This window comes from Streptococcus sp. HMSC36C04, from assembly GCF_001839535.1.
GTDB classification, from domain to species: Bacteria; Bacillota; Bacilli; order Lactobacillales; family Streptococcaceae; genus Streptococcus; species Streptococcus hominis.
The window spans coordinates 61,588-73,717 of the sequence record NZ_KV841606.1 but is presented as its reverse complement, the minus strand read 5'-3'; the positions used below and the strand labels follow the sequence as shown (position 1 = coordinate 73,717).

At 39.7% G+C, this 12,130-nt stretch carries 8 protein-coding genes; 7 read left to right on the top strand and 1 reads right to left on the bottom strand.

Annotated elements, in window-relative coordinates:
* The first annotated feature begins 32 nt into the window (after positions 1-32).
* Positions 33-899: an ABC transporter permease gene (locus tag HMPREF3249_RS08475; protein WP_003028041.1), complete on the top strand. Its 867-nt coding sequence runs from the start codon at positions 33-35 to the stop codon at positions 897-899.
* Positions 896-1,654, top strand: coding sequence for an ABC transporter ATP-binding protein (locus tag HMPREF3249_RS08470; protein ID WP_049533584.1), 759 nt, complete (start codon positions 896-898; stop codon positions 1,652-1,654). Before HMPREF3249_RS08475 ends, HMPREF3249_RS08470 begins: the two co-directional genes overlap by 4 nt.
* Before the next feature lie 15 nt (positions 1,655-1,669).
* Here the strand turns inward: HMPREF3249_RS08470 and HMPREF3249_RS08465 are convergent, their stop codons facing one another.
* Positions 1,670-2,011 carry a hypothetical protein gene (locus HMPREF3249_RS08465; RefSeq protein ID WP_049533583.1) on the bottom strand — a complete coding sequence of 114 codons (342 nt, stop codon included), beginning with the start codon at positions 2,009-2,011 and terminating at the stop codon, positions 1,670-1,672.
* A gap of 87 nt (positions 2,012-2,098) precedes the next feature.
* Here HMPREF3249_RS08465 and HMPREF3249_RS08460 point away from each other — a divergent pair, with 87 nt between their 5' ends.
* The 5 genes from HMPREF3249_RS08460 (at position 2,099) to addA (ending at position 11,683) form a co-directional block, all read left to right on the top strand.
* Positions 2,099-2,311, top strand: coding sequence for a YdbC family protein (locus HMPREF3249_RS08460; RefSeq protein ID WP_003025304.1), 213 nt, complete (start codon positions 2,099-2,101; stop codon positions 2,309-2,311).
* 196 nt (positions 2,312-2,507) lie between these two features.
* Positions 2,508-3,401 carry an ABC transporter ATP-binding protein gene (locus HMPREF3249_RS08455; protein WP_049513659.1) on the top strand — a complete coding sequence of 298 codons (894 nt, stop codon included), beginning with the start codon at positions 2,508-2,510 and terminating at the stop codon, positions 3,399-3,401.
* Positions 3,398-4,612 carry an ABC transporter permease gene (locus HMPREF3249_RS08450; protein ID WP_003028048.1) on the top strand — a complete coding sequence of 405 codons (1,215 nt, stop codon included), beginning with the start codon at positions 3,398-3,400 and terminating at the stop codon, positions 4,610-4,612. The genes HMPREF3249_RS08455 and HMPREF3249_RS08450 overlap by 4 nt, the downstream gene beginning before the upstream one ends.
* A 121-nt stretch (positions 4,613-4,733) precedes the next feature.
* Positions 4,734-8,006 carry an ATP-dependent nuclease subunit B gene (rexB, locus tag HMPREF3249_RS08445; RefSeq protein ID WP_059220576.1) on the top strand — a complete coding sequence of 1,091 codons (3,273 nt, stop codon included), beginning with the start codon at positions 4,734-4,736 and terminating at the stop codon, positions 8,004-8,006.
* On the top strand, positions 8,003-11,683 hold the full coding sequence (gene addA / locus HMPREF3249_RS08440) for a helicase-exonuclease AddAB subunit AddA (RefSeq protein ID WP_059220579.1): 3,681 nt from the start codon (positions 8,003-8,005) through the stop codon (positions 11,681-11,683). The genes rexB and addA overlap by 4 nt, the downstream gene beginning before the upstream one ends.
* Positions 11,684-12,130 lie beyond the last annotated feature (447 nt).

Genomic DNA, 12,130 nt, shown 5'->3' with positions numbered 1-12,130 from the left:
AGCTAGTATATTTTAAAGGTTAGGACAACAGTATGATACTTTCAATTGTCTCACAAGGACTTGTTTGGGCTATTTTAGGCTTGGGGATTTTTATGACCTTCCGCATTTTAAACTTCCCTGATATGACAACAGAGGGCTCTTTTCCATTGGGCGGAGCAGTAGCAGTTACGCTGATTAGTAAGGGAATCAATCCTTTTCTGGCAACTGCTGTTGCCATTCTGGCTGGCTGTCTGGCAGGCATGGTAACGGGGCTTCTCTATACTAAGGGGAAAATTCCTACTCTCCTTTCGGGAATTTTAGTCATGACTTCCTGCCATTCGATTATGCTTATGTTAATGGGGCGGGCTAATCTTGGACTTCTTGGAACGAAGCAAATTCAGGACTTTCTACCGTTTTCTGGCGAATTAAACAATCTTCTGACAGGATTGATTTTTGTCAGTTTGGTAATTGTAGCATTGCTTTTTTTCCTAGATACAAAATTGGGTCAAGCTTATATTGCCACGGGTGATAATCCTGATATGGCAAGGAGTTTTGGCATTCACACAGGACGAATGGAGTTAATGGGTCTGGTGCTGTCTAATGGTGTCATTGCCCTAGCTGGTGCCCTTATTGCCCAGCAGGAAGGTTATGCGGATGTCTCGCGCGGGATTGGTGTCATTGTTGTGGGGCTTGCCAGTCTCATTATCGGAGAGGTGCTTTTTACCAGCCTGACATTGGCAGAACGCCTATTGACGATTGTTGTCGGCTCTATTTTCTATCAATTCCTGATTTGGGGCGTGATTGCGCTTGGCTTTAATACCAGCTATCTTCGCCTTTATAGTGCGGTTATCTTGGCAATTTGTCTCATGATTCCGACTTTCAAAAATAAATTCTTTAAAGGAGTCAAGTTAAGCAAATGACAGCAATTGTAGAATTAAAAAACGCGACAAAAATTGTCAACACAGGTATTGAGGAAGAAAAAGTTATTTTAAATGATGTTTCACTGGATATTTTTGAGCATGACTTCATTACGATTTTAGGCGGAAATGGGGCAGGGAAATCCACGCTTTTCAATGTCATTGCAGGAACATTACCATTGACGAGTGGCAGCATTTATATTCTAGGTGAAAATGTGACCAATTATTCACCAGAAAAACGGGCTAAGTATCTGTCACGCGTTTTTCAAGACCCAAAAATGGGAACAGCTCCGCGCATGACGGTGGCAGAAAATCTATTGATTGCTAAATTTCGTGGTGAAAAACGCCGTCTGGTGCCACGTTGTCTGAGCCATTATCGCAAAGAATTTCAGGAGACAATAGACAAAATCGGCAATGGCTTAGAAAAACATTTGGACACACCGATTGAATTTCTCTCGGGTGGGCAAAGACAGGCTTTGAGTCTTTTAATGGCGACTCTCAAACGCCCTGAGCTGTTGCTTTTGGATGAACATACAGCAGCGCTTGACCCCAAAACCAGTGTGGCATTGATGAGTCTGACAGAAGAATTTGTGAATCGTGACCAACTGACTGCTCTCATGATTACCCACCATATGGAAGATGCTCTCAAATACGGAAATCGCTTGATTGTCATGAAAGACGGACAAATTATCCAAGATTTACATCAAGAAGAGAAAGCGAAAATGACGATTGCGGATTATTACAGCTTATTTGAATAAAAGAATTCCAATCTCCTAGCTGAGGTTGGAATTTCTTTTTTGCGCTTCTCTGATAGTATTTGGAACCAGACGAATCCGCTTAATATCTGAAATACGAATAATCGTTGACATACTTTTCTGGAAGTTTTTAACAATCAATTGCTGGCGCTCTTTGTCATATTTGACAATATCACCAGTAAAACTTTTATCTGAAAAAATGACATGCACACCTGATTTTTTTTGCAAAGCTATTTCAATCGTCTGCAAAATATTGGCGTTGTCTTCCTCTACCTCTTGTGTATCCTTTTTGTAATTGATAAATTCACTTGCGCGCTCTAAAATCATTTCGAGAAATTTTTTCATAGCTAAATTCTCCATAACTTGTTACAATATATTATATAACAAACTCGCTAAAAAAGTAAATTTTTTACGAATAAATCAAGAAAGAAGAAAAAGGAGACAAAAATGTCAGAATTCAAATTTGAGATAGAAGAAAAGTTATTGGTGTTGTCAGAAAATGATAAAGGCTGGACGAAAGAGCTGAATCGTGTGAGCTTCAATGGTGCGCCAGCCAAATACGATATTCGTAGTTGGAGTCCTGACCATACAAAAATGGGGAAAGGGATTACGCTCTCCAATGAAGAATTTCAAGTACTGGTAGATGCCTTTAAGGCTTAGAAAATTACAAATAGAATCAAGGCAAGAGAGTGAGAGGCAGTCGCACTGTGGGCAATTGTTGATGGCTCTCTTTTTGCTGTAGAAAATAAGGAAATTTTACACAAAAACTTGAAAATACGCTTTCAAAATGTTATACTATTAAATATAGAGATTGTATATATACATATAGTGAGCTTAGAATTTTAGGAGGTTTAGGATGCTTGAAATTCAGAAGTTAGAAAAAAGTTTTGGGCAAAAACAAGTACTATTTGGTGTTGATTTCAGGGCTGAATCAGGACAAATCCTCGGTCTGATCGGAAAGAACGGTGCTGGGAAAACAACGATTTTCCACAGTATTCTGCGTTTTTTAGAATACAGCGGAAACATTACATTTGATAAGCAACCGATTTCTCAGGAGACCTATCGGAAAATTGGTTATTTGCCAGAAGAGCGAAGTCTGATGCCTAAGTTAACCGTTTATGAGCAAGTGCGGTATTTGGCAAATTTAAAGGGAGTGCCAAATGCGGTTGTGAAAGAAAAATTGCCTCAGTGGATGGAGCGCTTGCAAGTCAAAGGAAAAGTGACTGATAAAATCAAGAGCTTGTCCAAAGGGAATCAACAAAAAGTGCAGTTGATTATCACACTTTTGCATGAGCCAAATTTGATTATCCTAGACGAGCCATTTAGTGGTTTGGATCCTGTCAATACCGAGATTTTGAAACAAGTCATTATTGAGGAAAAAGAGCGAGGAGCAACCATTATTTTCTCTGACCATGTGATGACCAATGTGGAAGAATTGTGTGATGATGTTGTCATGATTCGTGATGGGAAAGTCATTTTGGATGGCAGCGTGCAGGAAGTTCGTAATCAATATGGCAAAACACGTCTGTTTGTGTCTAGCTCGCTGTCTCAAACGGAATTAGAAGCACTTCCTCATGTGACGAAAGCCAGCCTAACCAATCAAGGAACATGGCGTTTAGTCTTAGATGACGAAGCGGCTGGTAAGGAATTGTTTGACTTGCTGACTAAAGGACAATATATTGAAACTTTTGACCAACAAGCTCCAACAATTGATGAAATCTTTAAGTTAGAATCAGGGGTGGAAGTATGAAACAGACTTTAATTGTTATCAAAGAAACCTATCTTCGTCATGTCAAGTCATGGAGTTTTGTCTTTATGGTCATATCCCCTTTTATCTTTGTAGGATTGAGTTTAGGTGTTGGCTACCTTTCTTCTATGTCAAGCAGTAATTCTAGTCGGGTCGCAGTTGTATCAAACAATGTTCAAGTGAAGGAAGTTTTGAAAGATACTAAGAATCTGGATATCAATTATAAAGATGAAGCAACAGCTAAGAAAGCTGTAAAAGATGGCGATGTTGGTGGATATTTGCTAGTATCAGAAGCAGAGGGGCAAATCAAGGCAACTTATTTTGCAGATACGAGCATGAGTAGTGCTACAAAAATTGAAATTACACAGAAACTGATGCAGTTGCAACAGGTTGCAAATATTAGCCAAGCTAATTTATCAGCTAATCAAGTGAAGCTACTTTCAAGAGCTATTGATTTCAAAGAAAAGATTGATGAGAAGAAAGAAGCGAAGAAGGCCACTCAAACGATTGTCGCAACAGCAATTGGTTTTATGCTTTACATGATTCTCCTTGTCTATACAAGCTCCACTGCTCAAGAAATTGCAAGCGAAAAAGGGACGAAGATTATGGAGGTTATTTTCTCCAGTATCAAGGCATCTGAATATTTTTATGGTCGAATGGCTGGAATTTTTGCAGTTATCTTGACCCATGTGGGTATTTATGTAATCGGCGCTGTGCTGTTGCTTGCTTTTTCAGACCAGATTTCTTTTGTAAAAGAATTCTTAGATGCCAATCCAAATCTGATGAAGCATTTGGGAGAGGCAATTTCCTTTAATACCATTGCTTTCATCACCTTGAGTGTCTTTATGTTTGTGGTTTTATCTGCCTTTTTAGGCTCAATGGTAACGAGGATTGAAGACGTTGGGAAAGCTGTTCAGCCTGTTGTGATGCTGATTATTTTGGGATTTTTGGGAGTGACGGCTCTTGGAAACGCTGGTGACACGATCTTGTTGAAAGTTGGTTCTTATATTCCGTTTATTTCGACCTTCTTTATGCCCTTCCGTGCCATTAACGGTTATGCAAATGGGCTAGAAGCTTGGATTTCATTTGCCATTGCCTTTGTCTTTACCTTAGGAATGACAGTTTATATCGGTCGGATTTACTCCAGTTTAATTTTACAAACAGATGACATTGGCATTTGGAAGAGCTTCAAAAAAGCTTTAGCTTATCATTAAAAATCGTTCTCCACAAGTATTCTTGTGGGGATTTTTTTTCTTGAAAAGGTATGTAGTCAATCGCTGTTGAAAAACTTTAAAAATGATATAATAGGACTATATTTTGACAAAAAGGATGCTCATGAAATTACTTTATACGGATATTCGCAATCCCTTAACAAACATTCTAACAGAAGAAGCAGAGCGTTTAGCACAAGCAGGCAAGCGCGTGTTTTATATTGCACCCAACTCTCTTTCATTTGAAAAGGAAAGAGCCGTTTTGCGTCTTTTAGAAAACCGTGCTTCATTTGCCATTACGGTGACACGTTTTGCGCAGATGGCGCGTTATTTTGTCCTCAATGATGTGCAGCAAGGCAGACCATTAGACGATATTGGTTTGGGAATGCTCTTTTATAAGGTCTTATCTGAAATGGAAGAGCATGATTTGCAGGTGTACGGCGGCATTCGGACGGATGCGCAGTTTATTCAGCAATTGGTTGAGCTTTATCATGAGTTGCAAGAAGCTCAAATGACTGTTGCAGACTTGGACTATCTGGATGAAGACGAGAAAAAAGCAGATTTAATCAAGATTTTACAAGCTGTTATGCATCAGCTGAATCAGAGTGAATTTACTTCTGAGTCAAATATCATGGCCTTTGCCAATCACATTATAGCAGCTGATGTAGATAAAGAATTGCAAGGATTGGCTTTGGTCATTGACGGTTTTACACGGTTTTCTGCTGAGGAAGCTTATTTGGTAGAGCTGCTACATCGTAAAGGTGTGGAAATCGTCATTGGTGCTTATGCAAGTGAAAAAGCTTATCGTGCGACTTTTCGAGAGGGCAATCTCTATCAGGCTAGCGTGGATTTCTTGCGCCATTTGGCAGATAAATATAAGGTAAAACCTGAATATAGACCGTCAATACAGCCAGATGATGCTTTTGGAAAGATTTCAAAACTGCTAGAAAGCCGCTATGATTTCTCAGATGTTGAGTTGGAATTGACGGAGCAAGACCGCTCGCATGTACAGATTTGGTCGACTGTCAATCAAAAAGAAGAACTGGAATATGTGGCAAAGAGCATTCGCCAGCGAGTTCATGACGGTGCTCGCTACAAGGATATTCGCGTTCTTTTGGGAGATGTAGAAGCCTATCGTTTGCAGTTAAAGACGATTTTTGATCAGTATCAGATTCCCTTTTATCTGGGGCGAAGCGAGTCTATGGCACATCACCCTTTGGTGCAATTTATCGAATCTTTAGTGCGTTTGAAACGCTATAATTTTCGGACGAAGGATTTGCTCAATCTTGTGAAGACAGGTCTTTATGGTCGTTTAACGCAAGAAGAGCTGGATTTGTTTGAGCAATATATTCGCTTTGCGGATGTAAAAGGGATTAGTAAATTTTCTAAAGATTTTACTCACAATCAGCATCAAAAATTTGACTTGATTCACATCAATCAATTAAGAAAAAAAATAGTCACTCCGCTCTTGGAATTTTTCAAATCTCGCAGTCAAACAGCGACAGGTCTGCTTCAGAAATTTCATCACTTTTTGACAGAGATTGCTTTTTCTCAGAATTTTGCTTCTTTAGTAGATTTTACGAACCTGCAAGACCAAGAAAGACAAGAAGAAGTCTGGAAGGCTTTTTGTCATGTTTTGGAACAATTTGCTAGTGTCTTTTCAGCTAATAAGGTCAAGCTAGATGATTTTTTGGCTTTAGTGCAGTCAGGAATGCTGTTATCCAATTATCGGACTATTCCAGCAACAGTAGACGTTGTGACCGTTCAGTCTTATGATTTGATCGAGCCTTTGTCAAGTCCTTTTGTCTATGCTGTTGGTTTGACTCAAGACTATTTTCCAAAAATTGCGCAAAACAAGAGCCTCTTGTCAGATGAAGACCGATTACGATTAAATGAAGCAACTGATGAGCATTCGGAGTTGCTGATTGCTGCTCAGGAAAATCTCCAGAAAAATCGTTTTGTCGCCTTGTCACTTCTGAATGCTGCAACGGAGAGGTTGGTGCTCTCTACTCCTCAGATTGTCAATGAAATAGAGAACAACATTTCTCCATATTTGTTAGAATTGCATGAACGACCAATTGAGCTGCCGATTGAAGTGAAGCGTCCGCAGGCAACAAGTGATGATATTGGAACTTATCGAGCTCTGTTGGCGAGGGTTATTGAGTTAAATCAAGGGGATATTGATCGGGAGTGTTCTCTGACGGAGAAAGAGCAGACTTTTTGGTCAGTAGCTGTGCGGGTTCTGCGCAAAAAATTGGAAAGCGAAGGCATCTCGATTCCTAATGTAACGTCAAGCCTTACAACAGAAACTTTGTCAGAACAGACTTTGCAAGCTCTTTATCCGCCTCATCAGGCATTTCTACTGTCGGCTTCAGCTTTGACAGAATTCTACCGCAATCAATATGCTTATTTTTTGAAGTATGTCTTGGCTTTGCAGGAAGAAATGACGATTCACCCAGATGCGCGCAGCCATGGAAATTTTCTGCATCGTGTGTTTGAAAAAGTCATGCAAGAGCAGTCTAGTGAGCCATTTGATAATCGCCTAGAAAAAGCCATTCAAGAAACCAGTCAGGAGGCAGAATTTAAAACTCTTTATACAGAAAATGCAGAAGCCTTGTTTGCTCACGAAGTCTTGCTGGACACAGCGCGTGCGACAGGGCGTGTTCTAGAAAGAAATGATTTAGTAGAAACCATTCAAGAAGAAGCTGTTTTCGGTCAAGAAGAAACAAATGTTCTAATCTTGTCAGACGGACGCAACCTTCAAATTCGAGGGAAAGTTGACCGGATTGACCGTTTGAAGATAGATGGCAGTCTAGGCGTTGTTGACTATAAATCAAGCGATACGAATTTTGATTTTCAAAAATTTTTCAATGGCTTAAATTCTCAATTACCTACCTATCTAGCAGCTTTGAAACAAGAGTCGTGGATGAATGAAGAAGCGCATGCTTTTGGTGCTATGTATCTGCAGATGACCAATCCACTTGTGCCTTTAGCCAAGACGAAGTCGCAAGGCGACGCTGTCAAAGAAGCAATGAAGAACCTAGAATACAAAGGTCTGTTCTTGTCTGATCAGGCTCGTCAGCTGAATGGTTTGTATGATAAAAAGAAAGTGAATCTGTTGAGTCAAGAGGAATTGGAGACATTGTTGGCTTATAATGCACTCTTGTATCGCCGTGCTGCTGAGCAGATTTTGGCAGGGCATTTTTACATCAATCCTTATACGGAGAATGGCAAAAGTATTGCACCTTTTGTGGAGCAGTACAAGTCCATTACGGGATTTGAAGCGAACCTTCACCTCTCTAGCGCTCGCCGTTTGGTTAAGTTAGATAGCCATCCGACAGGTGAAAAAAAACGTCAAGCATGGATAGAAAAGATGAAGGAGGAGTTAGAAAAATGAAGCAAATTCCATTTTTGAGTCAAGCAGAGATTCGTGCTTTGCAGGATCAAGAAGCACAGTCTGACAAAGCTCAAAAACGTACACCAGAGCAAATCGAAGCCATTTACTCCTCCGGTCAAAATATCCTTGTATCTGCTTCTGCAGGCTCAGGAAAAACCTTTGTTATGGTGCAGCGGATTATTGACCAAATTCTGCGGGGAGTTCGCATTGACCAGCTCTTCATTTCGACTTTTACCGTTAAAGCAGCCAGTGAATTAAAAGAGCGCTTGGAGAAAGAGTTATCCAAGGTCTTGAAGGCAACAGATGATGAGGAGCTCAAACAGCACTTGGCGCAGCAATTAGCCGATATTCCGAATGCCGACATTGGAACCATGGACTCTTTTACCCAAAAGGTCCTCAATAAATATGGTTATCTCCTAGAATTGGCGCCAAATTTTCGCATTTTGCAAAATGCGAGTGAGCAGTTATTGCTACAAAACGAAGTTTTTGAGCAAGTTTTTGAAGACTTCTATCAATCTGATCAGGCAACTTTGTTTAAAAAATTAGTCAAAAATTTTACAGGTCAGAGGAAAGATTTGCTTGGTTTTCGAGAGCAGGTTTATAAGATTTATGCTTTTTTGCAATCCACCAGTAGCCCAATCGAATACTTAGAACAAGATTTCTTGAAAGCTTACGCTCATGCGGATTTCCAAGAAGAAAAAGCGCAACTTTTAGCACAAACAAAAGAAGCCCTTTTTGACCTAGAAGAATTTTTCCAGTATCATTTGGCGAATGAAGCCAAGGAATTTCCCAAAGCAAAATACCTTGAAAATGTGCAGCGTGTGCTTGATTGTCTGGCAAGTTTACAAGGGCATTCCTCTGAGGAAGCCTATCTCACAACGCTCAATAACATTGTAGAAATATCGCGTGCCAGCAATGGAAAAGCCTTGACGAACAGCGGACGAAAAGAAGAATTAAAAGAAATTATTAACGCCTATAACGAAAAACGCAAAGAAAAAATTCAAGTTTTACGAGATTTGGCAGATCAATTTTATCGCTTTGAATTTCAAGTGACCTATCATGAGGAAGCCAAGGAAATCTTGCTTGTCTTGCAGCAATTTATGAAATCGTTTGTGACAAGCTATCTACAACGGAAAAAAGAAGAAAATACGTTTGAATTTGCAGATATCAGTCATTTTGCCATTCAGATTTTAGAAGAATTTCCTGATGTGCGCCACTTTTATCGGACAAAATACCATGAAGTCATGGTGGATGAGTATCAAGATACCAACCACACGCAAGAGCGGATGCTAGAACTGTTATCAAATGGGGGTAATCGCTTTATGGTGGGGGATATTAAGCAGTCTATTTATCGTTTTCGTCAGGCTGATCCGCAGATTTTTAATAAGAAATTTAAAACCTATCAAGACGATAGCCAGCAAGGGAAATTGATTGTTTTGAAGGAAAATTTCCGCAGTCATGTGGAAGTCTTGGAAGCCACGAATGATGTTTTCAAACGTCTCATGGATGAGGAAGTGGGAGAAATTGATTATAATGAAACGCATTATCTGGTAGCTGGAAATCCTGCTAAAAAAGCACCAAATCCACAATATCAGACGGAATTTCTCATTTATGACGGAACGCTTGAGACGGATAATGAGGAGAATGACAAGGATGTTTCTTCTGTTTCTGCAGGAGAAGTAGCGCTGGTCATTAAGGAAATTATCCGTCTGCACAATGAGGAAAATGTCCCATTTGAAGATATGACATTGCTAACGGCTTCGCGGACGCGCAACGATGTGATTTTATCTGAGTTTGCCAAATACGGTATCCCAGTCGTTTCCGACGGTGGCGAGGACAATTACCTTCAGTCTGTAGAAGTCATGGTGATGTTGGATACGTTGCGTACGATTAACAATCCGCTCAATGATTACGCTTTAGTGGCGCTCTTAAAGTCACCAATGTTCACCTTTACTGAGGATGAATTGGCTCGTTTGGCCTTGCAAAAAAAGGTGACAGAAGCTACTTATGTTACTCATCAAGAAAATCTCTATGAGAAATTGAAAAACACTTTGAGTGGACACGGCCAACATCCCGAACTCATCACACCTCCTCTTTTAAAGAAAATCCAGCAGTTTCAAGAAATACTGCTAGATTGGCGAGAGTTTGCAAAAATAAATTCGCTCTATGATTTGCTTTGGAAAATCTATCAAGACCGCTTTTATTATGACTATGTAGGAGCCCTACCAAATGGCGCAGGGCGTCAAGCGAATCTCTACGCTCTTACTTTGCGAGCAAATGACTACGAAAAGATGAGCTTTAAAGGTCTATCTCGTTTTATTGGGATGATTGACAAAATATTGGAAACACAGAACGATTTGGCGAGTGTCGTCGTTGCGGCTCCGAAGCATGCAGTCCGCTTGATGACAGTTCATAAGAGCAAAGGTTTGGAATTTAAATATGTATTTTTGCTTAATACGGATAAAGCCTTCAATCGTAAGGATAGCAGCTCTGCCTTGATTCTCAGTCGTCAAAATGGCGTCGGTATCAAGTATGTCGCGGACGTAGCGGTAGATGTAACTGATAAGTTGGCGCCTAATCATGTTCGTTTGTCTATCGATACTCTTCCTTATGTGCAAAATGAGCGTGAGATTCATTTGGCGAGTATTTCTGAGCAAATGCGTCTGCTCTATGTTGCTATGACGCGGGCAGAAAAAAAGCTATATCTGGTTGGCAAAGGTCGTCAAGAAAGCTTGGAGAAAAAGACCTTCCCTGCTCCTGAAAATGGTCGTTTAGCAGCCTCCATTAGGCGAACTATGACAAGTTTTCAAGACTGGATTTGGGCTTTGCAAACCGTCTTTAAGAATGATGACTTAACCTTTTCAACCCGATTTGTGACGGATAGCAATTTAACAAGTGAGAAAATAGGTCAGCTAAAGCTGAAGGAACGGATTGTCGAGGAGAACTTAGCGCACAATCGCCAGTCTGAGGATATTCGCAGGGCTTTGGATATTTTGGAAAATGTGGACAGGCTAAATACTCAGTATCGAGCTGCCATCCATTTGCCAAGTGTTCGGACACCGAGCCAAATCAAGAAATTTTATGAACCGGTCATGGATACAGACGGCGTTGAAATTATGGAGAAAAAAACTCCAGATTTTATTGGAAAAACTTCTTTTGAACTACCAGACTTTGCTAAAAAAGCCCCTGTTACAGGAGCGCAAATCGGTAGTGCTATCCATGAACTGATGCAGCGTATTCCTTTGGATCAAGCCCCTACGATAGTTATTTTGAGAAAAGTTTTAAAACAGGTTCAGGCAGAAGAAAGTGTTAAAAAGAAGATTGATTTGCAAAAGATAGCTGGTTTCTTTGAGACAGAGCTTGGTCAACTGCTCTTGAAGCAGGCGGATAAAGTTTATCGTGAAGCTCCTTTTGCTATGTTAAAGCAAGATCAAGCGAGCGGACAGGATTTTGTAGTACGTGGAATTTTGGACGGTTATCTACTGTTGACGGACCGAATCATTCTCTTTGATTATAAGACAGATCAATATACAAATCCAAGTGAATTAGTGGATCGCTATCAAGCACAATTATCACTTTATGCTGAAGCTCTTCGTCGTTCGTATGGTATTGAAAAAATAGAAAAATATCTAGTGCTGCTAGGCGGAGTTCAACTTCAAGTAGTAAAAGTAGACTAGATAAGATTTTTAGAGAATTGGGCTGATGAATGCTCCCAATTCTTTTTTACAAAAATAGAATCCTCTATTTCCGAATATTTGAGTTGTAAAAAAATAAAAAAGTTCACAAATTAGCTGGTTTTTTAGAAAGAGTTATTGAAAATTTCAGAAAAATACGGTAAACTAGTATGTAACCAGACGATGGAGGAATGATATTTGAAATTATATCCTGTTGTTGCAATTCAATCTTATAAACTAAATCAAAAGGCGACTTTGTGTGGCCTTTTTTGTAAAGCTGTCTAGACCTTTATGAAAATTTTCATTTAAAAAAGTTTACTCTTTTATCGACTATTTAGTAGGAATGGAATGAAAAGTTTAAAATTTTAACAAAATCTAGTTATTTTTGCTAATAGTGGGCATTATTTGAAGAAATGTTCGGTTTTGAGAATTTTTTGTAATAATAATGGA

Coding starts and splice junctions, on each gene's coding strand:
- addA (WP_059220579.1), top strand. CDS start 8,003: ATGAAGCAAATTCCATTTTTGAGTCAAGCAGAGATTCGTGCTTTGCAG.
- HMPREF3249_RS08460 (WP_003025304.1), top strand. CDS start 2,099: ATGTCAGAATTCAAATTTGAGATAGAAGAAAAGTTATTGGTGTTGTCA.
- HMPREF3249_RS08450 (WP_003028048.1), top strand. CDS start 3,398: ATGAAACAGACTTTAATTGTTATCAAAGAAACCTATCTTCGTCATGTC.
- HMPREF3249_RS08465 (WP_049533583.1), bottom strand. CDS start 2,011: ATGGAGAATTTAGCTATGAAAAAATTTCTCGAAATGATTTTAGAGCGC.
- HMPREF3249_RS08475 (WP_003028041.1), top strand. CDS start 33: ATGATACTTTCAATTGTCTCACAAGGACTTGTTTGGGCTATTTTAGGC.
- HMPREF3249_RS08455 (WP_049513659.1), top strand. CDS start 2,508: ATGCTTGAAATTCAGAAGTTAGAAAAAAGTTTTGGGCAAAAACAAGTA.
- HMPREF3249_RS08470 (WP_049533584.1), top strand. CDS start 896: ATGACAGCAATTGTAGAATTAAAAAACGCGACAAAAATTGTCAACACA.
- rexB (WP_059220576.1), top strand. CDS start 4,734: ATGAAATTACTTTATACGGATATTCGCAATCCCTTAACAAACATTCTA.